Source organism: Mycobacterium pseudokansasii (assembly GCF_900566075.1).
Classification (GTDB): domain Bacteria; phylum Actinomycetota; class Actinomycetes; order Mycobacteriales; family Mycobacteriaceae; genus Mycobacterium; species Mycobacterium pseudokansasii.
Map to the genome: position 1 here is coordinate 2,900,782 of NZ_UPHU01000001.1, position 22,610 is coordinate 2,923,391.

A 22,610-nucleotide genomic window follows, 5' to 3' on the forward strand; every position below is an offset into this window, starting at 1 on the left:
ACCGTCCTGGAACGTGTTCATTGAATGTTCGCTGTGTATTCGCTGGTAGCTGTCGGACCGGGTTAATGCGGCTTCGCCAACGGAAATGGGAGTGTCTCGCGAATACTGCGTCCGGTGATCAGCATGACTACCCGGTCGACGCCCATGCCGAGGCCCCCGGTGGGCGGCATCGCATACTCCAAGGCCTGCAGAAAGTCCTCGTCGAGCTGCATTGCCTCGGGATCTCCACCGGCCGCCAGCAGCGATTGTTCGTGCAGACGACGTCGTTGCTCCACCGGGTCGGTGAGTTCGCTGTAGGCGGTAGCGAGCTCGATGCCCCAGGCCACCAGATCCCAGCGTTCGGCGACTCCGAGCTTGCTGCGATGCGGCCGCGTCAGCGGCGACACCGACGTGGGGAAGTCGATGTAAAACGTCGGCCGCTCGGTGCGGCTTTCCACCAGGTGCTCGTACAGCTCGAGCACCACGGCGCCGGCATCCCACTGCGCGCGATAGGGGATGTGGGCCGCATCGGACAACCTACGCAGCGTCGCCAAGTTGGTGTCGGCGTCAATGTGCTCACCGAGGGCTTCAGAAACCGCGTCGTGCACCGTCTTGACCGGCCAGACGCCGGAGATGTCGACCGGCTGCAAGCCGTCGGGGGTGGGCCGCATCGCGATCGGTGCACCGTTGGCGGCCTGAGCGGCGTCTTGGATGAGCTCGCGACAGCTGTCCAGCCACACCAGGTAATCCGCATGTGCTTGATAGGCCTCGAGCAAGGTGAACTCAGGGTTGTGACTGAAGTCGACGCCCTCGTTCCGAAAGGCCCGGCCCAGTTCGAATACTCGTTCCACGCCGCCGACGCACAGCCGCTTGAGGTACAACTCCGGCGCTATGCGCAGGAACAGGTCCATCGAATAACTGTTGATGTGCGTGACGAATGGTCTGGCGGCGGCTCCGCCGTGCACCTGCTGCAGGATGGGCGTCTCGACTTCGATAAAGCCCTTGGCGAACAGTGTTTCCCGGACCGAGCGCAGTACCGTGCTGCGTGCGGTGAGCAGGTCACGGGATTCGGCGTTGACCGCCAGATCGACATAGCGGGTCCGCACTCGGGCCTCGGGATCGGTCAACCCCTTCCACTTGTTCGGCAAGGGCCGCAGGCATTTACCGATCAGCCGCCAGCTGGACACGATCAGTGATCTGGTTCCCCGTTTGCTCGAGCCCATGTGCCCGGTCATCTCCACCAGGTCACCGAGGTCGATGATGGCGTTGAAATCCGCAGCGCGGCCCTGCTGCAGGCATGAATTATCAAGCAGCACTTGCATTTCACCGGTCCAGTCGCGCAGGTGCGCGAACAACACGCCGCCGTAATGGCGTACCCGCAGTATGCGTCCGGACACCGACAGCGTGGCCTTGTCGTCCGCGTCCATCGCCTGTGCGACTGTGTGACTGGGTGAACGGCCTACCGGATAGGCATCAATACCGTTGCGCCGCAAGGTTTTTAGCTTGTTCAGTCGAACCCGGACCTGCTCGGGCAGGCGACGCCCAACTTCGTCGTCGGTGAGGTCCACCTGCTGTAGCTCGGTGATATCGGGTGCCGAGCCGTCGGGATGTAACAATCCGGTGGCTGCCAGCGGTTCGGGCACCGCAGGGTGGTGCCCGGTGTGCGCTTTGTTGCGTCGGCTGAACGGTAAGACCAGGAAGCCCTCGGCGATCACCGAGGCGACACCCACCTTGGGTATCAGTCGCGCGTCCTCGTAACAGGCGTAGCGGGGCACCCATTCGGGTTGGTACTTCTGGTTGGACCGGTAGAGCGTTTCGATCTGCCACCAGCGGGAGAAGAAAATCAGCAGCCATCGCCACAGCCGGGCAACCGGGCCGGCGCCGAGTTGCGCGCCCTGTTCGAAGGCGGACCGAAACATCGCAAAGTTCAGCGAGATACGGCTGAGGCCAAGGCTTTCGGCGTGCAGCGCAAGCTCGCTGACCATGAGTTCGATGGTGCCGTTAGGCGATTCCGGAGAGCGACGCATCAAGTCCAGGGAGACGCCGGTGGTGCCCCACGGCACCAGCGACAGCATCGCCACCACCCGGTTGTCCGGGTCGAGCGCCTCGACGAGCAGACAGTCGGAGTCCGCCGGGTCGCCAAGGCGGCCCAGCGCCATCGAGAAGCCACGTTCGGTTTCGGTGTCGCGCCAGGCATCAGCGCGCGCGATGGTTTGTTCCATTTCCGCTGCAGAAATGTCGCGGTGTCGACGGACGCGCACCGTCAACCCGGCCCTGCGCGCCCGGGTCACGGCTTGGCGCACGCCGCGCATCTCCGGGCCGGACAACTTGAAATCTGCTGGCCGTAGAATCGCCTCGTCACCCAGCTCCAGCGCGTTCAGGCCCGCTTCGCGATATGTCTGAGCCCCTTGGGAACTGGCGCCCATGACGCCGGGGGACCAGCCGTAGGTCTGGCACAGCCGTAACCATGCATCGATGGCTTGCGGCCAAGCCCGGGGGTCGCCCACCGGGTCGCCGCTGGCCAGACAGACTCCGATCTCGACGCGGTAAGTGACGGCGGCGCGGCCACTGGGCGCGAATACCACCGACTTGTCGCGACGAGTGGCGAAGTAGCCCAGTGAGTCGCTGTTGCCGTACAACTCCAGCAATCCGCGGATGGCCGACTCGTCTTCTCCGGTCAGTGCGTTGTCGGCGCGTTGCGACTGGAACAGCACGATGGTGGCCGCGATCAGGGCGAAGGCGCCGAACAGACCGAAGATGGCGTTGAGGAAGACGTGCGGCCGCCCGGTGAACAGGTCGGGATCGGCGAGCGCGAATCCGATCACCCGGTTGGCCACGTAGGGTAGCCGGTCGGGCGCCGCAAGCGATCCGGGAAACAGTTCTACCAAGCCCCAGGAAATCAGGATTCCGATGGTTCCACCGGCTAACAGCACGGCGGCCGCTTTGAACAATGCGCCCCTGCGCACCTTGGCCCAGAACTCGCGATAACCCAGCACCAGCACGACAATCGCGACCACGTGGACCGCGAAACCGAGGTTCTCACCGAAGTTTTCGGCTGCGGTATTGCCACCGGCGGCGATATCGGCGGCGTTCAAGAAGGCGGCAAGCACCATGTTTCCCAGCAACAGCAACCAGGCAATTCGTTTGCGTGCGGTCAGCGCTGCGGCCAGCAAGGCCAGCACGAACGACCACGCGAAGCTGGTGTCGGGAAAGTTGAACAGGTAGCTGTTGATGAACTCCCGTGGAACCTTGATGAGCCAGCGAATCAGCGGCGACATGCTCGCCAGCAGCGACAGCGTCGCGATGACTCCGACGGTCCAGCCTGCTGCTGCGGGAACCCAGTGATACCGGGAGGCGGGCCCGCTCTCCATCGAGCGAGGCTTTGCGATGGTCACAAACCGCGAGGATATTCGCTCAAACCGGGAAAATCCTGGCGACCGGGTGGCTGGATTGCACCTGCTCAGCGCGCTTGGGCCGGCGCGACGGCCGGCTCGCTGCCCGGAGGACGGGTCTTGGCTGTTAAACTGGCTGCTGCGACCATCCCGGCGAAGGCCAGGAACAGTTAAGTGGAGTCCCACTCCCACCGCTAGCCACGAAAAGGTCGAACGCTTTTTCAAGGTTGCGCGGTCCGGTCACAGGCATTATTTGCGATGCCTGTTCTGCGCGTGGCGCAGGCGGCTGGAGTTGTCTCGAGCCGCGATCGGTCGGCATTGGGCCCTGCTTAGGCAGGGCTTTTTTGCTGATGGCTGGTGTATCCCACTGCTGATTCCGGCCCGTCCGGGCCCTGGCTGCAGCGGAAGAATGCCAACAAGGGAGGCCACATCAGCACTGAGACCCGCGTCAACGAGCGCATTCGCGTACCTGAAGTTCGTTTGATCGGCCCAGGGGGGGAACAGGTAGGCATCGTGCGTATCGAAGACGCACTCCGCGTTGCCGCGGACGCCGATCTCGACCTTGTCGAAGTTGCCCCGAATGCCAGACCGCCGGTCTGCAAGATCATGGACTACGGCAAGTACAAGTACGAGGCGGCGCAGAAGGCGCGCGAATCCCGCCGGAACCAACAGCAGACCGTCGTCAAAGAACAAAAGCTGCGACCCAAGATCGACGATCACGATTACGAAACCAAGAAAGGCCACGTGGTGCGTTTTTTGGAGGCCGGATCGAAGGTCAAGGTCACCATCATGTTTCGTGGACGCGAGCAGTCGCGGCCCGAATTGGGCTATCGGTTGCTGCAGCGACTGGGTGCCGACGTTGCCGACTACGGATTCGTCGAAACGGCGCCCAAACAGGACGGGCGCAACATGACGATGGTGCTGGCACCCCACCGCGGCGCGAAAACTCGCGCCAGGGCGCGGCATGGGGAGGGACCAGCGGGCGGCGACATCAAACCTTCATCGAACTAACTCGCTAGCCCAACCAGAACTCACCAGGACTGAGGAAAAATGCCCAAGGCCAAAACTCACAGCGGCGCCTCGAAGCGGTTCCGCCGCACCGGTACCGGAAAGATCGTCCGGCAAAAAGCCAACCGCCGGCATCTGCTCGAGCACAAACCGTCGACCCGAACCAGGCGTCTGGAAGGTCGTACGGCGGTGGCGGCCAACGACACCAAGCGGGTCAATTCGCTGTTGAACGGTTAGCCGGCGCCCCGCACGACCGGCTGGCGCCGGTACCTGACCAAGCACGTCCGAGTCCGAACGAGAGTAGGAACAATCCATGGCACGCGTAAAGCGGGCAGTCAACGCCCACAAGAAGCGGCGCTCCGTCCTGAAGGCCTCGAAAGGTTATCGGGGCCAGCGGTCCCGGCTCTACCGCAAAGCCAAAGAACAGCAGCTGCATTCGCTGAGTTACGCCTACCGCGACCGTCGCGCCCGTAAGGGCGAGTTCCGGAAATTGTGGATCTCGCGGATCAACGCCGCGGCGCGTGCCAACGACATCACCTACAACCGGCTGATCCAAGGCCTGAAGGCCGCCGGTGTCGAGGTGGACCGCAAGAACCTCGCCGATATCGCGGTCACCGATCCGACGGCGTTCACCGCGCTCGTGGAGGTCGCCCGGGCGGCCCTGCCCGAAGACGTCAACGCGCCCTCCGGAGAGGCCGCTTAGGCGCACCGCGTTCCGGTGCTCACCGAACGATCGGCCAGGGTTGCCGCCGCGGTCAAATTGCATCGCCACGTCGGCCGGCGTCGTGCAAATCGATTTCTCGCCGAAGGCCCCAACCTGGTCGAGGCCGCGTCGGCGCGCGGGCTGGTTCGGGAGGTGTTTGTCACCGAGGTCGCGGCGCAACGGCACGAGACCTGGTTGACCGCGTATGACGCGCCGGTCCATCTGGTGACCGAGCGTGCCGCAAAAGCCTTGTCCGACACGGTTACCCCGGCGGGACTGGTCGCGGTGTGTGACATGGCGACGACCCGCCTGGATGATGTGCTGACCCGCTCACCGCGGCTCATCGCGACGGCCGTGGAGATCAGCGAGCCGGGTAACGCGGGCACGCTGATCCGCATCGCCGACGCGATGGGGGCCGCGGCCGTGATTCTTGCCGGACACAGCGTCGACCCCTACAACGGCAAGTGTTTGCGCGCGTCCGCGGGCAGCATCTTCAACATCCCCGTCGTCGTCGCAACCGATCCGCACGCCGTCGTCGCGTCGTTGCGGGGCGCGGGGTTGCAGGTGCTGGCCAGCGCGGTGGATGGCGAGACGTCCCTCGACGATGCCGATCAACTGCTGGGCCTCCCGACGGCATGGCTGTTCGGCCCCGAATCACGCGGGCTGTCCGCCGACGTCGCCGGCGAAGCGGACCACCGGGTGCGCATCCCGATGTCGGGCGGCGCGCAGAGCCTGAACGTCGCCGCGGCCGCGGCCATCTGCTTGTACCAGAGCGCCCTGGCGCTCGGCTCTGCTCGCTGAGATCGATGCGGCGCCTTATTGCGACGTCTTATGCGGCCCGAGCCGCCCGGCCCCGGCCCCGGGCCGGGCGCAGGCCGGCCAGCGAGAGCGTGGTGTGCACCAACGATCCAGCCCGCTCCATGATCAGCCGGGCCGGCTCCAGCGGGAACGGGGCGAATCCGCGTGCGCGCGGTGGGAAGTAATGCATAGGCAATCCGCGGCGGTCCCGTGGCGGAGCCACGAAGGCGGGCGCTTCGACCAGCGGCGCGTCACTTCGGGTCCGGCCCTCTTCCCGGCGGTAGGCGGCCAGCGCGCGGGGATGCAGTCTGATCTCGTCGGGCACCGCCAGGAAGACCAGCTCCACCAGCTTCCCGAACAGGCGCAGCAATACCTCGTCGCCCGGGGTCCAATGCATGCCCGCCTTCTCCCGCACGGCCGGATCGAACAAGCCGGCCGCAATCCAGCGCTGACCGGCAACCAGGGGCTTGAACATCTGGTCCCAGAGGGGCGTGGGCATGAGTACGAACTTCGGCTTGGGAATGCGCATGTGGAAGATGTCCAGCGTGGCCTGGTTGATCTCGAGTTCCTCCCGGCAGACCCGGGCCCAGTACTCCTGAAACTCTTCCCACGACTTGGGGACCGGCCGCATGCTCATGCCGTACATCCGGTACCACCGCACGTGCTCATCGAATAGTTGGCGCTTTTCGGCCTCGGTTAAACCTCCGCAGAAGTATTCGGCGACTTTGACGACGAGCATGAAGAACGTGGCGTGTGCCCAGTAGAAGGTCTCCGGGTTCAAGGCGTGATAGCGACGACCCTCGGCGTCGACTCCTTTGATCGTGTGGTGATAGCCCTTGATCTGCTCGCCGGTCCGGGCCGCTCGGTCGCCGTCGTAGACGACGCCCATGATGGGATACACCGACCGGGCCACCCGCTGCAGTGGTTCCCGCAGCAGGATCGAATGCTCCGTGACGCCGGCGCCCAGTTCCGGATACATGTTCTGGATCGCGCCGATCCACACGCCCATCATTCCGGTCCGCAGGTCACCGAAGTATTTCCAGGTCAGCGAATCGGGTCCGAGTGGCTCGACTGGTGTCGTCGATGTGGCAGTCATCGCGGCCTCCACGCGCTCGATGTGCGCTCACGATAAACGGTGACAACATACGTTGTCTACGGTTTCGGCGAGCGCCCCGGCACCCGTAATCGGGTGTCCATAGCGGCGTGGCGCCCGCGTGACCAGGGTTGTTTGTCGCAGCGCGTGACATGGTGCCGACCACCCGCGAGCTCGTGCCCTCGGACCCGGCGGCCGGGTCGACTACGTCGCGAGCCGCGGATGCGACCGACCGGATGGGATGAACGCGCGACGGCCCACCGGGATGTTGCCGGCTGCCATAAAACAGTTCCGATCGGACGGTTAACATCCGCGGGAACGGGGATGTTGGCCTTGTTTACTTCTCGTCACGTTGACTTCGAGCTGGTGCGGCGAGGCGCCGGGTGTTGCTGGAAGGGCCGAAAAAGGGCTAACCAAAAGGCGATTGCCGGGAGTAGAGTTTCTTTCCTGAAGACTACTCGGTGATTTTCTTCTTGAGTCAAGCAAGGAGGCCCGGCTTTGTCGATTCTCAATGTGGTACCGGACGTTATGAACGCGGCGGCGGGAAATTTGGCGGAAATTGGTTCCGCAATGAGCGCGGCCAATGCGGCGGCGGCCCCGCCCACAACAGGGCTGGTGGCCATGGCGGCAGATCAGGTGTCGGCGGCTGTCACGGCGGTATTCGCGACACATGCCCAGGACTATCAAGCGCTGAGCGCGAAGATGGTGGCGGTTCACGACCAGTTCGTCCGTACTTTGAGTAATGGCGCGGGTGCGTACCTCGGCGCCGAGATCGCCAACGCCGAGCAGAATCTGCTGAACGCGGTGAATGGACCCGCGCTGTCGTTGCTTGGCCATCCGTTGCTGGGGACCGTCGCAGGTTCTGGTGCCGCTGCCGCCACTGGCGGCAGCGGCACCAGCGCGACTGCCGCCAGTGCGCAGAGCGCCGGCTGGAGTGTCGGTGCGGGGCTCAGCTCGGCCACTGGTGCGACGGCCACTGGTGCGACGGCCACTGGTGCGACGGCCACTGGTGCGACGGCCACTGGTGCGACGGCCACTGGTGCGACGGCCACTGGTGCGACGGCCACCGGTACCACGGCCACCGGTACCACGGCCACTGGTGCGACGGCCACTGGTGCGACGGCCACCGGTACCACGGGCGGCGGCGCAATGGTGCCGCTGGCCGGCCTGACCGCTCCCGTGAGTGTTCCGCTGGTGAGTACCAGCACCCCGTTCGGTCCGGTGGCGCTCACGCTCAACGGGACCGTGGACCTTACTACCTTTCAAGTAGCCTTGGACTCCGGCTCCATCGCCTTACCTCCGCCGCTTGCGCTCGGCATTGACGCGTTGGGCCCGTATTACCTCGCGGCGACCGCGCTCCAAAATAGCGCCACAGCGTTCGGCAACGCGATGTCAAGCGGGAATCCGTTGGCGGCGGCAGGCACGCTGTTCTTTGCTCCCGTCAATGCCGTAAACAGCTTCCTTTTCGGCCACGACACCATAACGCAGTCGATGGCGGCGCCGGCGGGGCTTGGTTACTCGGATGTGGCGTTCAGCGTTCCGGTTGGCGGGCTGTTGTCTCCCCTTCAGCCCTTCACGCTTACGCTCACGCCGACCAGCGGAACGCCCACGTCGATTGCATTGGGCGGAACACAGGTCGGCGGCCTTGTTCCCGGCTTGTTGGGGTTGTTCTCCGGTTTCTAGGTTGCTGATCGTCCGGGGCGCTGGCGGGACGACTGTGATTGCCTGGCTCAGCCCATAGCACCTACCCTTGCGAGGTGGAGGTCGGGGCTGGCGAAGGGGAGTCCGGCGTGCCCGACGAGACAGCGACTGCGCTCGCGTCGTCGGCTCCGCGTCGGCGTTCTCCGGGGCATTGGCTGCGCTCCACCAACCACAGCCCGGGCGTCGTGGCGTTCATTCGGCGGGCGCGACGGCTGTTGCCCGGCGATCCCGAGTTCGGCGATCCGCTGTCCACCGCGGGTGACGGCGGTCCGCGGGCCGCGGCACGGGCTGCCGACCGGCTGCTGGGGGACCGTGATGCGGCCTCGCGCGAAGTCAGCCTGGGCGTGCTGCAACTGTGGCAGGCATTGACTGAGGCAGTTTCCCGCCGTCCGGTGAATCCCGAGGTGACGCTGGTCTTCACCGACCTGGTGGGTTTCTCGACCTGGTCGCTGCAGGCCGGTGATGATGCCACTTTGGCGCTGCTGCGCCAGGTGGCCCGGGCTGTCGAGCCCCCGCTGCTGGACGCCGGGGGCCACATCGTCAAGCGGATGGGCGACGGCATCATGGCCGTATTTCGCAATCCGGCTGTAGCCGTCCGCGCCGTGCTCGCCGCTCGGGAGGCGTTGAGTGCAGTCGAGGTGGCGGGTTACACGCCGCGGATGCGGGTCGGCATCCATACCGGCCGGCCGCAGCGACTGGCCTCTGACTGGCTCGGTATCGACGTCAACATCGCCGCTCGCGTTATGGAACGCGCCACAAAAGGTGGCATCATGATATCGAGTCCCACCCTGGACTTGATTCCACAAAGCGAGTTGGACGCACTGGGTGTCGTCGCCAAGCGGGCACGTCGGCCGATGTTTTCCAGCAAGCTCACCGGCATTCCACCGGACTTGGCGATTTATCGCCTCAAACCTCGTAAGGAGCTGCCAGCTTTTGGTGACGCTCCCGAGACAGAACAGCAGGCATAGTAGATGTCGATGACTCATCGCATTTGGGCACTCGTGTACCGGCTCGGCCGGGTCCGGTTCACGCTTGGCTATCTGGCAGCTCTTGCGTCGGTCAGCATCGCGATCTTGATGCTCGGTCCGCATGCCCACGAGCAGGTCATTCGGCATGCCAGTACAAACCTGCACAACCTGTCACACGGTCGCCTGGGCACTCTGTGGAATAGCGCCTTCGTGATCGCCGAGGGGCCGCTGTACTTCTGGCTGCCGTGTCTGGCCTGTCTGCTCGCGCTTGCCGAACTGCACCTGCATACCGGACGGTTGACCCTCGCGTTCGTCGTAGGCCATCTCGGGGCCACCTTGCTGGTGGCGGCCGCGTTGGCCGGCGCGGTCGAGTTCGGCTGGCTGCCGTGGTCGATCACCCGGGTCAGCGACGTCGGGATGAGCTACGGCGCCCTTGCGGTGGTCGGAGCGCTCACCGCGACGATCCCCGGCCGCTGGCGGCCGGCATGGATCGGCTGGTGGGTGTCGCTGGCCGTGACGACCGCGATCGCCGGCGGTGATTTCACCGACTCCGGCCACGCCCTTTCGCTCTTGCTGGGCATGCTGGTGACCATGCGGTTCGATCGGCCGGTTCGCTGGACGCCGCCGCGGTATGCGTTGCTCACGGTCTCGTCCGGGTTCGGCTTTCTACTGCTGGCTCACACCGGCTGGACATCGGTGAGCGGTGTTGCCGTGGGCGCGCTGGGCGCGGGCGTGGCCTACGCGTTTGCCCGTTGGCGGACCATGCGGGTCGTACCGGCTCAAGCATGACGCGTGGCCGGGCCGGACGGGTGTCCCGATAGGACGTTGGCCGGTGGCGGGGGGACTTCTCAACGAACTCCGGGTGGTCTGGAACCATGCCCTTGCGGATGCGGACCACCGTAGGGCCTATCCTCGCGGACGCCGAGTAAGGCCTACGGCGAGGCGACGGTTGACTCGCTGCCACCGGCGAGGGCGGACGGTCTCGATGATGTGGCACGCGGGTCCGGCCCCCGGGGCGTTTGCCCAATGGGCGTCACCAAAACGAGCCGATCGATGACTTATGATCGGCAGTTGCGTCATACCCGTGCCGTGAACCCACCCCGCGACGATGTGAGCCCCGTTAGGGCCCACCCGCTGGCCGGGTGACGGACCGAGGTGGGTGTCCCCCCTGGGGGAGAGCCGGGCAGTTATACCTAGCCTCGTCAGCAAGGAGAGTGTCGCCGCGTGGGTGAGCAACCCGTCGATCTGTCGCCGGAGGCATTGGCCAAGGCGGTCAACGCCGCCCAGCAGGCTATTGCGCTAGCCGACAGTCTTGAGGCGCTGGCGCGCACCAAGTCCGAGCACCTTGGGGACCGTTCGCCGCTGGCGCTGGCCCGGCAAGCGCTGGGCAAGTTGCCCAAGGAGGAGCGTGCCGATGCCGGCCAGCGCGTGAACGTCGCCCGCGGCGATGCTCAGCGCAGCTACGACGAACGTTTGGCGGCGCTGCGGGCCGAACGTGACGCTGCTGTGCTGGCCGCCGAGGGTATTGACGTCACGCTGCCGTCGACCCGGCAGCCGACCGGCGCCCGGCATCCGATCACGATCTTGGCCGAGCACATCGCCGACACCTTCATCGCCATGGGGTGGGAGCTGGCCGAAGGACCGGAGGTCGAAAGCGAGCAGTTCAACTTCGATGCCCTCAACTTCCCGCCGGACCACCCCGCGCGCAGCGAGCAAGACACCTTCTATATCGCGCCTGAGAATTCGCGGCAGCTGCTGCGCACCCACACGTCACCGGTACAGGTGCGCACCCTACTGGAGCGCGCATTGCCCGTCTACATCATCTCGATCGGCCGGACCTTCCGCACCGACGAACTCGATGCCACCCACACGCCGGTGTTCCATCAGGTCGAGGGATTGGCGGTGGATCGCGGCCTCACCATGGCGCACCTGCGCGGGACGCTGGACGCCTTCGCCCGGGCCGAGTTCGGGCCGTTGGCGCGCACCCGGATCCGGCCGCACTTCTTCCCCTTCACCGAACCGTCCGCCGAGGTCGATGTGTGGTTCGCCAACAAGAAGGGTGGCGCCGACTGGGTGGAATGGGGTGGCTGCGGAATGGTGCATCCAAACGTATTGCGGGCCGCCGGAATTGACCCGGAGATTTACTCGGGCTTCGCGTTCGGGATGGGTCTTGAGCGAACCCTGCAGTTCCGCAACGGGATTCCCGACATGCGCGACATGGTCGAGGGCGACGTCCGGTTCTCGTTGCCGTTCGGGGTGGGTGCCTGATGCGCGTTCCGTATAGCTGGCTGCGCGAGGTGGTTTCGGCCGGAGCGCCGGGCTGGGACGTCCCGGCCGGTGAACTCGAGCAGACGTTGTTCCGGATCGGCCACGAAGTCGAAGAAGTGACCGCACTCGGCCCGGTCGACGGTCCGCTGACCGTGGGACGGGTCGTCAGTATCGAGGAACTCACCGGTTTCAAAAAGCCGATCCGGGCCTGCCTGGTCGATCTCGGCGACGACGTACAGCACGAATTAGTTTGCGGCGCAACGAACTTCGTGGTTGGCGATTTGGTGGTCGTAGCACTGCCCGGAACCACCCTACCAGGCGGCTTTACCATCACCGCCCGCAAGACCTACGGCCGCACCTCGGCGGGAATGATCTGCTCGACAGCCGAACTCGGTTTGGCCGCAGACCATTCCGGGATCCTGGTGCTGCCGCCGGCAACAGCCGAACCGGGAGCCGACGGCGCGGGTGTGCTCGGATTGGACGACGTGGTCTTCCATTTGGCCATCACCCCCGACCGGGGTTATTGCATGTCGGTGCGCGGCCTGGCCCGGGAGGTCGCCTGCGCCTATGACCTGGAATTCGTCGACCCCGCTGAGGTGCCGGCCCTGCCCGTCGAGGGAGAGGCGTGGCCGCTGACCGTGCAGCCCGACACCGGTGTGCGCCGGTTCGCCTTGCGGCCGGTCACCGGCATCGATCCGGCCGCGGTGTCGCCCTGGTGGCTGCAGCGCCGGCTGCTGCTCTGTGGCATCCGGGCGACCTCGCCGGCGGTGGACGTCACCAACTACGTGATGCTCGAACTCGGTCACCCGATGCACGCGCACGACCGCGACCGGATCACCGGGAGTCTGGGCGTGCGGTTCGCTCGCCCCGGCGAGACCGTCGTCACCCTGGACGACATCGAGCGGCGACTCGAACCTGCCGACGTCCTGATCGTCGACGGCGTCACCACCGCAGCGATCGGCGGCGTGATGGGTGCGGCCAGCACCGAGGTCCGCGCCGATTCGACCGACGTCCTTTTGGAGGCGGCGATATGGGATCCGGCTGCGGTGTCGCGTACCCAGCGGCGGTTGCACCTGCCCAGCGAGGCGGCCCGGCGCTACGAGCGCGCAGTCGACCCGGCTATTTCGGTGGCCGCCCTGGATCGATGTGCTGCGCTGCTCGCCGATATCGCCGGGGGAGTAGTCGTTTCGGCACTGACCGATTGGCGGGGTGAACCGCCGGTCGATGACTGGTCGATGCCGCCGATCCGGATTGCCGCCGACCTGCCGGACCGCTTCGCGGGCGTGTCCTACGCCCCTGGCACGGCTGCTCGGCGGCTGACGCAAATCGGCGCCCGGGTAGTCGTCGACGGCCCCGATGTGTTGGCGGTGACGCCGCCGAGTTGGCGACCCGATCTGCTGCAGCCCGCCGACCTCGTCGAGGAGGTGATGCGGCTGGAGGGGCTAGAGGTCATCCCGTCGGTGCTGCCCGCCGCGCCCGCGGGCCGGGGACTCACGGCCACGCAGCGGCGCCGTCGGGCGATTGGTAAATCACTGGCGCTGTCCGGCTATGTCGAGGTGCTGCCGACGCCGTTTCTGCCCGCCGGCGTATTCGATCTGTGGGGACTAACGGCCGATGACCCGCGCCGGACCACGACCAGCGTGGTCAACCCGTTGGAAGCCGACCGTCCGCAGCTGGCTAGCACGCTGTTGCCGGGCCTGCTGGAGGCGTTGGGGCGCAACGTATCCCGCGGTCTAACCGATGTCGCGTTGTTCGCCATCGCGCAGGTGGTCCGGCCGACCGAGCAGACTCGCGGCATCGAGCTGATCCCCGTGCACCGCCGGCCCACCGAAGGTGAGATCGCCAAGCTGGACGCATCGCTGCCCCGGCAACCGCAACACGTCGCTGCGGTGCTGGCCGGCTTGCGCGAGCCTCGCGGCCCGTGGGGTCCGGGCCGCGCGGTCGAAGCCGCTGACGCTTTCGAGGCGGTGCGAATCATTGCCCGGGCCAGCGGAATTGACGTGACTCTTCGCGCGGCCCGGTACCTGCCCTGGCATCCGGGCCGCTGCGCCGAAGTGTTCGTCGGCGATGCCACCGTCGGTCACGCCGGACAACTGCATCCGGCCGTGATCGAGCGGACGGGACTGCCGAAGGGCACCTGCGCGATTGAGCTGAACCTCGATGCGATCCCCGTCGTGAAATCGCTTCCGGCTCCCAGGGTGTCGCCGTTCCCCGCGGTGTTTCAGGACGTCAGCCTCGTGGTGTCCGCGGATGTCCCGGCCCAAGTCGTGGCGGATGCGGTTCGCGAAGGAGCCGGCGAGTTGCTGGAGGATATTCAGTTATTCGACGTCTTCACCGGTCCGCAGATCGGCGAAGCGCGCAAGTCGCTGACCTTCGCGCTACGGTTTCGCGCGCCCGATCGCACGCTGACCGAAGACGACGCAAGCGCGGCCCGCGACGCGGCGGTACAGCTGGCCGCGGAACGCGTCGGCGCCCTGCTGCGTCGCTGAAACTGTGGGCCGAGCGCCAAGTTAGCCGCGTGGTGGGTTCCTGCCCTTCGGTGTGCTCGGCGGGGCCCCCGAACTATATCGGTGAAATTGTCAGGGAAAACACGGAATTCGCGTCTCGGAACGCCTACCATCTGCTTTCACCGGCCGTCGCGACGCGACGACAGCTTGATTCGGGACGCGAAGTGGAGGTTGTCGGATGTCGTTTGTGATCGCGATGCCGGAGATGGTGGCTTCAGCGGCAACGGATTTGGCGAGCATCGGCTCGACGATCAGCTCGGCCAACGCGGCGGCGGCAGTGCCAACCACGGGGCTGCTGGCAGCGGGTGCCGACGAGGTGTCGGCGACTATTGCGTCGCTGTTTTCCCAGCACGCGGCGGACTACCAGGCGCTGAGCACCCAGGTCGTGGCTTTTCACTCCCAGTTTGTGCAGACCCTCACGTCGGGTGCGGCCGCCTATGCCGGTGCCGAGGCCGCCAACGTCCAGCAGAACCTGATCGACCTGATCAACCAGCCCTTCCTGGCATTGACCGGGCGCCCACTGATCGGTAACGGCACCGACGGGACCAGCGGACCCGTCGGTACTAGCGGCGGTCCTGGTGGGTGGCTCTTGGGCAACGGCGGCAACGGTGGCGATAGCACCAACACCGGAGCCACTGGCGGGGCGGGTGGGGCCGCGGGCTTGCTGGGCAATGGCGGTAAGGGTGGGAGCGGCGGGCCGGGCACGGCCGCCACCGCCGGCGGGACCGGCGGCGCCGGTGGTGCGGGCGGGTGGCTTTACGGCAACGGCGGTGTTGGTGGGGCCGGCGGGAGCACGACGGTCAACAACGCCCACGGCGGTATCGGCGGGGTCGGCGGCAATGCCGGGTTGCTCGGCTACGGCGGTGCGGGTGGCGCCGGCGGCTCCGCCACCACCGGACTTGGCGGCAACGGCGGCGCCGGCGGCGACGGCGGTGTGTTCGGTGTCGGTGGTGGCGACGGTGGTGCCGGCGGGAGCGTCACGACCGGGACCGGCGGAACCGGCGGTGCCGGCGGCAACTCCCAGTACTTCGGTACCGGCGGCGCCGGTGGGCAGGGCGGGAACTCCACGAACAACGTCGCCGGGACCAGCGGTGGTACCAGCGGTGCGGGCGGTGTGGGCGGCAATGGCGGGTCGCTGTTTGGCAGCGGTGGTGTCGGCGGGGCGGGCGGCAGCTCGACCAGAGGTCTCGCTGGCGGCGGCGGCACAGGCGGCATCGGCGGTGTGTTCGGCAACGGCGGCGGCGGCGGAGCCGGCGGCGACACTCTTGGTGGGGTTCTAGCGGCGGGAACAGCCGGTACCGGCGGCAATGGCGGCACCGGCGGGCTGATCGGCGCCGGCGGCAACGGTGGCGTCGGCGGCAACAATCTTGCTGTTCTCTTCAATGGAACCGTCGGGGCCGGCGGCAACGGCGGTAATGCCAGGCTGTGGGGCGACGGCGGTATCGGCGGCACCGGCGGGCTGACTTACAACGGCAACGTCACCGGTGGGGCCGGCGGCAGCGGCGGCAACGGCGGATCGTGGTTTGGCGACGGCGGTGCCGGCGGTGACGGCAGCGCCGGCCTCGGCAAGGGCGCCGGCGGTGCGGGCGGTAACGGCGGCGCCGGCCTCGGGATGGGTGACGGCGGGGCCGGCGGGGCCGGCGGAGTCGGCGGGACCAGCGGCGCCGGCGGTGCCGGCGGTAACGGCGGCAGCGCCAACGTCGGATCGGGCGGCGCTGGCGGTGACGGCGGCAACGCGGGCGCCACTACCGGGGCCGGCGGTGACGGCGGCCAGGGCGGCAGCGTCAGCCTCGCCGGCGCCGGCGGGGCCGGAGGTGCCGGCGGGAATGGCGCGGTCGGCTCGGCCGGAGCCGGGGCCGGTGGAGCCGGGGGTGCCGGTGGCAACGGCGGCTCGTCGTACGGCAACGGCGGTGCCGGTGGCGTCGGCGGTAACGGTGCGACCGTCAGCGGGACCGGCGGGGCCGGTGGGGCTGGAGGCAACGCCTTCGGCATCGGCAATGGCGGGACCGGGGGTGCCGGCGGCGGCTCCGCGGCCGCTCAAGGGGGCGCCGGCGGCAGCGGCGGGGCCGGCGGCCACGGCGGCACCGCCGGGTGGTTCGGCAACGGTGGGACCGGCGGCGACGGCGGCAGCGTCAACGGCACCGGCGCCGGCGGGGCCGGCGGTAACGGCGGCAACGCCACGTCCATCGGCAGCGGCGGCAACGGCGGCCTCGGCGGCTCAACCTTTGCCGCGCTCGCGGGTGCCGGCAGCGGCGGGAACGGTGGCAATGCCATGGGCCTTGTCGGCGCCGGCGGCAACGGCGGCAATTCCGGCAATTCCCCTCTCAACTTGATTACGCCTGCCAGCGGCGGCAATGGTGGCAACGCCGCCACCACGGTGATCGGAAACGGCGGCAATGGCGGCAGCGGCATCAACGGCGGCACGAACGGTACCGGCGGCACGCCCGGACAGCTGGGCAGTCCCGGTCTAGCCGGGGGGGTGGCCCCGCCGCCGAGCACCACCAACGCGTATGAAGCCTTCGTGGCGAATACGGCTGTGAATCTTGCCAGCACGAGCGCCGCCTCTGCTGGCAGTCCAGCGCCTTTCCTGAGCCAGATCGCCAATAACGTGGAGGGCTACATCCAGCTGACCGGCCAGTCGCTCAGCGCCGCGGTCACCGACTTCAACAGCAATTTGTATAAGTTGCCCCAACACCTGATGGCGGCTTTCTCCGACCTTCTGGCGGGCAACGTCAGCGGTGCAGTGCAGCAGGTGGCGACCGGCGTGTTCGGCCTCTTCGTCGATACCTCCAGCCTGTTCACCGTGACCGGCAACTTCCCGCAACTCACCGCGGTCGTCAATGGTGCCCTCGGAGATCTGCTACCGATCCTGACCATCCCCGGAGAGTCGGCGCAGAACTTCGCCACCGTGGTCAAGCTGCTTACCGACCCGACCATATCGGTGGATGTCACCAATTTCTTGGCTCCCACCCAGACCCTCGGGTTCCCGGTGGCATTAGGGCTTGAGCTGGTAGGCCCGGCGTTCTCGACAGCCGCCGCAGCCGGAAAAAGTGCCACGGCATTTTCCCAAGCCGTGCAGGCCGGGAACATACCGCTGGCTTTGACCGCATTGGTAGACGCACCCGCCGTCATCGCAGACGGCTTCCTCAATGGCCAATACGTGCTGCCCACGCCGCTGACGTTGACGGTTCCGTTCGTGGTCCCGCTGATCGGCGTCGTGCCGCAAACGATCACGCTGCAGAACAACGTCCCCTTCAACGGGATCCTGCATCCCCTCGAGCGCATCACGGCTATTGCGCCGAACCCGCTCAGCGGCGGCATGCTCAACGTCACAACCAACGGCACGGAGATCGGCGGCATCGTTCCCGCTCTGCTGAACTATTGGCCCCAACAGCTCGCGAACGCGATTGGGGCGTAGTTGGGGAGCTGTGCTTCGCGCGGAGAGCTATAGAGGGAATTTCGCCAGGTGCTCGCGATCCGCGCTGACCGGTCGCACGCAGGTGCCGGCGGGCCAGCCGTTCAGCATCATCCGCTCGGGCCGTGCGTGGTGGCGGCGGTGATGGCGCTGTCGGGTCCAGCCTCGCGGGATCCCGCTCGATCGTGTCGTGGATGGTTCGGCCCACGTCGAGACGTCCGACGTTGTCGTGATGAGCGGAGGGCTTAGGGATCGTTGCAACGACGATGAGTAATCGCTGGAGCGCCAAGTTGCGGCGCTCGGAGACTGGCCGTATCGGCGCGAATTAGTGTGGCGGGGCCATGCGGCGGCAAGCGAGAACCTAAGCCTGTTGTGTCCGTATTCGGTCCACGTCGGTGGGAGCGTCCGATCACCAAAAATGAATTCATAATCAAACCAATCTCTCGGCGGGGATATGTGTGGCTTCCCACGGGTTTGTGTGACTTTCGGCTTTGACGCGCCGGCTTGCGCTTCCTGTCGTGCCAGGGCGTGGGTGATTTGCCTCGACCAATTCGTAAGCTAATGACCGCGGTTTAGGCAGATTTGGCAAACCGCACTAACCGCTCGGCATGTCTCCGGTGACGTGATTGCCTGGTGCTCGCGGCGGCATAACACCGGGTAAGGCCAGCGGCCTTGCAATCTGAACATTCGGCGCCGGCCCTGACTGCAGCTAACGAGATGGCGTTATCACTGCCTCAAGTGCTCACTCGCTGGAAGCGGTGCCCGCCGAACGCCTTTCGCCAGTCAGGCTTGCGACGATGATGAGCGATCCGACAACGACTGGCTTTTGAATGCATGGTGAGCGCTGTCGTAGCGCTCAAATGCGTTGTTGTACAACAGGACAATAACGTGAATCGGTCACGATGGGCAAGGCTGCTGGTGGGCGGGCATCGAGGGCGCGGCCGATTGCTGTCGCCGCGTGTCGGCAAGTCGCCTGACAAGCCATCGAAATTTGCTATGGCGCAACAAGTTCGCTGTGTGAAATGGCGTCGTGTACTACAGTCCCGCGCCGGACCCAGCCGGGTCGCTGCCCCGAGTGGAGTTGAACTCCTTCGGTCAAGTGTTACTTCGCCGCTAATCACGTAGATAAGTTCGACCCGATCAACTGAAAACGATCGTTTTCCGTTGTCGTTGTGCCCCAGCGGATTACGTTTCTTTTTGCCGATGAGGTCGGGTCTCATTGGGTCATACCGTTCATGTTGTGGGGGCGATGAGCATGTCATTTGTGAACGCTGTGCCTGCGGTTGTCCAGGCGGCAGCCCAGGATCTCGCAGGTATTCGCCTGGCGCTGGAAGAGGCCACCGCAGCAGCGGCGGCTCCCACTACTGCGTTGGCGGCGGCGGGCGAAGATGAGGTATCAGCTGCAATCGCAGCACTATTCGGCACTTTCGGTCAGGAGTACCAAGCCATCAGTGCCCAGGCGTCGGCGTTTCATGCAGACTTCGTCAAGCTGCTGAACGGCGCTGCGTCTTCATACGTCGAAGCCGAGGTAGCGAATGCTGTCAAAGTCCTCACCAGCCAAAATGCGGCTGCTGCAGTGGGCGGCAGCCTCAACGGCGGTCTGACCGCTGCCTTCAACGGTGAACTGGCTCTCCAGGCTGCCAACTCGCTCGCGACCGCGTTCGGCGCCGGAGCTTCCGGTCTTGCCCTGCAGACCGGAGGAGCCATCGTGTCCGGTATCGGCGCGGGATTGGTCCAGACGGGCGAAGTCATCGTGGCGGCCGGCCACTCCCTGCAGAATTTCGGCGTCCTTATGTCGGGCGTCGGCGCTGGGTTGAGCGCCCAGGCAAGTGCCGCCCTGACACAGGCAATGACGTTGGGCGGTTCGTTGAGCGCTCAACTCGGCGCGTCGCTGTCAGGCAGCCTCGACATCGGCCTACCGGAGCTGATCACGGCATTCAACGGTGGCTTGACCGGACTGATCCACACGGGTCAAACCCTGACTGGGAACGTGCTCATAGGCTTTAGCAGCGGGCTTAGTGGGCTCGTCCAAACGGGCGGAACCCTATTGGCCAGCTTCGGTGGCAATCTGCCTGAGATTGCCGCCCACCTCAATACTGCCTTTTCGGCGACTCTAGGTGGGACGTTGCCGACGTTGGTGGCGGCGGTCAACGGTGGTGTGTCGGGGTTGCTTCAGATGGGTCAGTCGCTGGCGACCAACTTGGCGGGCGGCTTCGGTGGTGGCCTGAATGCATTGATTCAAACGGGTGAGAGTCTTGTGGCGAGTTTGACCGGTGGGTTGAGTGCTCCGGTGTTGGTCGCGCGGCTCGGTGCGATGTTGCAGGCCAGCCTGGGTGGATCGTTGCCGCAAGTGGTGGCCGCGCTCAATGGTGGGTTGTACGGGTTGGTGGAGCTGGGGCAGCGCTTCACGGCGGCATTGAGCGCGGTGGTTAATGCCCCGGCGGTGGTGGCCGCGCTCAATGGTGGGTTGCGCGGGTTGGTGGAGCTGGGCCAGACGTTCGTGGCGAGTTTGACCGGTGGGTTGAGTGCTCCGGTGTTGGTCGCGCGGCTCGGTGCGATGTTGCAGGCCAGCCTGGGTGGATCGTTGCCGCAAGTGGTGGCCGCGCTCAATGGTGGGTTGTACGGGTTGGTGGAGGTGGGGCAGCGCTTCACGGCGGCATTGAGCGCGGTGGTTAATGCCCCGGCGGTGGTGGCCGCGCTCAATGGTGGGTTGCGCGGGTTGGTGGAGCTGGGCCAGACGTTCGTGGCGAGTTTGACCGGTGGGTTGAGTGCTCCGGTGTTGGTCGCGCGGCTCGGTGCGATGTTGCAGGCCAGCCTGGGTGGATCGTTGCCGCAAGTGGTGGCCGCGCTCAATGGTGGGTTGTACGGGTTGGTGGAGGTGGGGCAGCGCTTCACGGCGGCGTTGAGCGCGGTGGTTAATGCCCCGGCGGTGGTGGCCGCGCTCAATGGTGGGTTGCGCGGGTTGGTGGAGCTGGGCCAGACGTTCGTGGCGAGTTTGACCGGTGGGTTGAGTGCTCCGGTGTTGGTCGCGCGGCTCGGTGCGATGTTGCAGGCCAGCCTGGGTGGATCGTTGCCGCAAGTGGTGGCCGCGCTCAATGGTGGGTTGTACGGGTTGGTGGAGGTGGGGCAGCGCTTCACGGCGGCGTTGAGCGCGGTGGTTAATGCCCCGGCGGTGGTGGCCGCGCTCAATGGTGGGTTGCGCGGGTTGGTGGAGCTGGGCCAGACGTTCGTGGCGACCCTGACCGCTGGCTTCAACGCTCCGGCATTGGTCGCGCGGCTCGGTGCGATATTGCAGGCCAGCCTGGGTGGATCGTTGCCGCAAGTGGTGGCCGCGCTCAATGGTGGGTTGCGCGGGTTGGTGGAGCTGGGCCAGACGTTCGTGGCGAGTTTGACCGGTGGGTTGAGTGCTCCGGTGTTGGTCGCGCGGCTCGGTGCGATGTTGCAGGCCAGCCTGGGTGGATCGTTGCCGCAAGTGGTGGCCGCGCTCAATGGTGGGTTGTACGGGTTGGTGGAGGTGGGGCAGCGCTTCACGGCGGCGTTGAGCGCGGTGGTTAATGCCCCGGCGGTGGTGGCCGCGCTCAATGGTGGGTTGCGCGGGTTGGTGGAGCTGGGCCAGACGTTCGTGGCGACCCTGACCGCTGGCTTCAACGCTCCGGCATTGGTCGCGCGGCTCGGTGCGATATTGCAGGCCAGCCTGGGTGGATCGTTGCCGCAAGTGGTGGCCGCGCTCAATGGTGGGTTGCGCGGGTTGGTGGAGCTGGGCCAGACGTTCGTGGCGAGTTTGACCGGTGGGTTGAGTGCTCCGGTGTTGGTCGCGCGGCTCGGTGCGATGTTGCAGGCCAGCCTGGGTGGATCGTTGCCGCAAGTGGTGGCCGCGCTCAATGGTGGGTTGTACGGGCTGATACAGACCGGCCAGTCGTTGGCGACCAGCTTGGCCGGCAATTTCGGTGGCGGGTTGAATGCCCTGATTCAAACCGGCGAGACGTTCGTGGCCAGCTTGGCGGGCGGCTTCAATGCTCCGGCGTTGGCTGCGCAACTGAGCGCAATGTTGCAGGCCAGCCTGGTTGGATCCTTCCCGCAAGTGGTGGCCGCGCTCAACGGCGGGCTCCACGGAGTGATTCAAACCGGACAGAATCTGTTCGGCAGCCTGGGAGTAGCGTTCGGTGGAAGCTTGCCGGAGCTGGCGGCGAGGCTATCCGCGGCCCTGTCGGCGGGCTTGAGCGGCAGCCTATCGGCGGAACTCAGCGCGGCCTTGGCGACGAGCGTGAACGGCGCGTTGTCCGCATTGGGATCGGGGCTGGTACAGACCGGCGGAACTCTGGCGGGTGGTCTGGGTGCTGGGCTGTCGGGTCTCATCGGCACGGGCCAATTGCTCGCCGGCAGTTTCGGTGCAGGCGCTTCCGGACTACTGCAGACGGGTGAAGCGCTCGCGGCCATTTGGGAGAATGCCGCGGCTCAGATCGGCGGTGCGCTGGGCGGCGCCGTCGAGGCAACCTTCGGCGTCGGGTTTCCGGGGCTGTCCCAAGTCGGTCTGACGTTTGCCGCAGGTATCGCCAACGCCACCGCCGGACTCGCCCAGACCGGTGGGGTAATTCTGACGGCTTTGGACAATGCATCTCTTGGACTCGTTGCCAATATCGGCGCTGCCCTGGCCAACCTCCAACTCGCCATCCAAGCGGCGTTGAGCGCGAGCCTCGGTGTTGAGGTCGGTGCAGGGTAGCCCGACGGCGTCGTGGTACGCCTCCAACCGTGGCGGCAACAACGCCCAGCCGACGCAC

The 22,610-nt window shown here is 66.3% G+C and carries 13 protein-coding genes; 11 read left to right on the forward strand and 2 right to left on the reverse strand.

Features of this window, described 5'->3' with window-relative positions:
• Nucleotides 1-62: 62 nt before the first annotated feature.
• Complete coding sequence (gene lysX / locus EET10_RS13260; protein ID WP_211187935.1) at nt 63-3,350, reverse strand: bifunctional lysylphosphatidylglycerol synthetase/lysine--tRNA ligase LysX; 3,288 nt, start codon at nt 3,348-3,350, stop codon at nt 63-65.
• 450 nt (nt 3,351-3,800) lie between these two features.
• On the opposite strand from lysX, the gene infC reads away from it, so the two are divergent.
• From infC to EET10_RS13280, 4 genes are all read left to right on the forward strand, one after another.
• On the forward strand, nt 3,801-4,382 hold the full coding sequence (gene infC, locus EET10_RS13265; protein WP_081260722.1) for a translation initiation factor IF-3: 582 nt from the start codon (nt 3,801-3,803) through the stop codon (nt 4,380-4,382).
• Nucleotides 4,383-4,421: 39 nt separating this feature from the next.
• Entirely contained in the window at nt 4,422-4,616 is a 195-nt protein-coding gene (gene rpmI / locus EET10_RS13270; RefSeq protein ID WP_023373729.1) for a 50S ribosomal protein L35, read from the forward strand.
• Between the two features lie 76 nt (nt 4,617-4,692).
• The gene (gene rplT / locus EET10_RS13275) at nt 4,693-5,082 is read left to right on the forward strand and encodes a 50S ribosomal protein L20 (protein WP_036407615.1); all 390 of its coding nucleotides are present in this window, start codon (nt 4,693-4,695) and stop codon (nt 5,080-5,082) included.
• 15 nt (nt 5,083-5,097) lie between these two features.
• The gene (locus EET10_RS13280) at nt 5,098-5,883 is read left to right on the forward strand and encodes a TrmH family RNA methyltransferase (RefSeq protein WP_063467978.1); all 786 of its coding nucleotides are present in this window, start codon (nt 5,098-5,100) and stop codon (nt 5,881-5,883) included.
• A 28-nt stretch (nt 5,884-5,911) separates the two neighbouring features.
• Here the strand turns inward: EET10_RS13280 and EET10_RS13285 are convergent, their stop codons facing one another.
• Nucleotides 5,912-6,976 (reverse strand): oxygenase MpaB family protein, encoded by a 1,065-nt coding sequence (locus EET10_RS13285; RefSeq protein ID WP_063467983.1) that lies wholly within the window; start codon nt 6,974-6,976, stop codon nt 5,912-5,914.
• Nucleotides 6,977-7,486: 510 nt separating this feature from the next.
• Here EET10_RS13285 and EET10_RS31645 point away from each other — a divergent pair.
• The 7 genes from EET10_RS31645 (at nt 7,487) to EET10_RS31650 (ending at nt 22,552) form a co-directional block, all read left to right on the forward strand.
• On the forward strand, nt 7,487-8,656 hold the full coding sequence (locus tag EET10_RS31645) for a PE family protein (protein WP_281280108.1): 1,170 nt from the start codon (nt 7,487-7,489) through the stop codon (nt 8,654-8,656).
• 74 nt (nt 8,657-8,730) lie between these two features.
• The gene (locus tag EET10_RS13300) at nt 8,731-9,642 is read left to right on the forward strand and encodes an adenylate/guanylate cyclase domain-containing protein (protein ID WP_211187937.1); all 912 of its coding nucleotides are present in this window, start codon (nt 8,731-8,733) and stop codon (nt 9,640-9,642) included.
• Between the two features lie 9 nt (nt 9,643-9,651).
• The gene (locus EET10_RS13305) at nt 9,652-10,431 is read left to right on the forward strand and encodes a rhomboid-like protein (protein ID WP_036407652.1); all 780 of its coding nucleotides are present in this window, start codon (nt 9,652-9,654) and stop codon (nt 10,429-10,431) included.
• Nucleotides 10,432-10,866: 435 nt separating this feature from the next.
• The gene (gene pheS, locus EET10_RS13310; RefSeq protein ID WP_036407611.1) at nt 10,867-11,910 is read left to right on the forward strand and encodes a phenylalanine--tRNA ligase subunit alpha; all 1,044 of its coding nucleotides are present in this window, start codon (nt 10,867-10,869) and stop codon (nt 11,908-11,910) included.
• The gene (gene pheT / locus EET10_RS13315) at nt 11,910-14,399 is read left to right on the forward strand and encodes a phenylalanine--tRNA ligase subunit beta (RefSeq protein ID WP_122502210.1); all 2,490 of its coding nucleotides are present in this window, start codon (nt 11,910-11,912) and stop codon (nt 14,397-14,399) included. The genes pheS and pheT overlap by 1 nt, the downstream gene beginning before the upstream one ends.
• Before the next feature lie 196 nt (nt 14,400-14,595).
• The gene (locus EET10_RS13320; RefSeq protein ID WP_099188357.1) at nt 14,596-17,835 is read left to right on the forward strand and encodes a PE family protein; all 3,240 of its coding nucleotides are present in this window, start codon (nt 14,596-14,598) and stop codon (nt 17,833-17,835) included.
• A gap of 1,252 nt (nt 17,836-19,087) precedes the next feature.
• A complete protein-coding gene (locus EET10_RS31650) occupies nt 19,088-22,552 on the forward strand; it encodes a PE family protein (RefSeq protein ID WP_425461689.1) in 3,465 nt (1,154 codons plus the stop codon).
• The last annotated feature ends 58 nt before the right edge of the window (nt 22,553-22,610 follow it).

Bases quoted from the DNA above. Each gene is read 5' to 3' on its own strand.
- lysX (WP_211187935.1), bottom strand. From the start codon at position 3,350: ATGGAGAGCGGGCCCGCCTCCCGGTATCACTGGGTTCCCGCAGCAGCA.
- rpmI (WP_023373729.1), top strand. From the start codon at position 4,422: ATGCCCAAGGCCAAAACTCACAGCGGCGCCTCGAAGCGGTTCCGCCGC.
- rplT (WP_036407615.1), top strand. From the start codon at position 4,693: ATGGCACGCGTAAAGCGGGCAGTCAACGCCCACAAGAAGCGGCGCTCC.
- EET10_RS13285 (WP_063467983.1), bottom strand. From the start codon at position 6,976: ATGACTGCCACATCGACGACACCAGTCGAGCCACTCGGACCCGATTCG.
- EET10_RS13305 (WP_036407652.1), top strand. From the start codon at position 9,652: ATGACTCATCGCATTTGGGCACTCGTGTACCGGCTCGGCCGGGTCCGG.
- pheT (WP_122502210.1), top strand. From the start codon at position 11,910: ATGCGCGTTCCGTATAGCTGGCTGCGCGAGGTGGTTTCGGCCGGAGCG.
- EET10_RS13320 (WP_099188357.1), top strand. From the start codon at position 14,596: ATGTCGTTTGTGATCGCGATGCCGGAGATGGTGGCTTCAGCGGCAACG.
- EET10_RS31650 (WP_425461689.1), top strand. From the start codon at position 19,088: ATGTCATTTGTGAACGCTGTGCCTGCGGTTGTCCAGGCGGCAGCCCAG.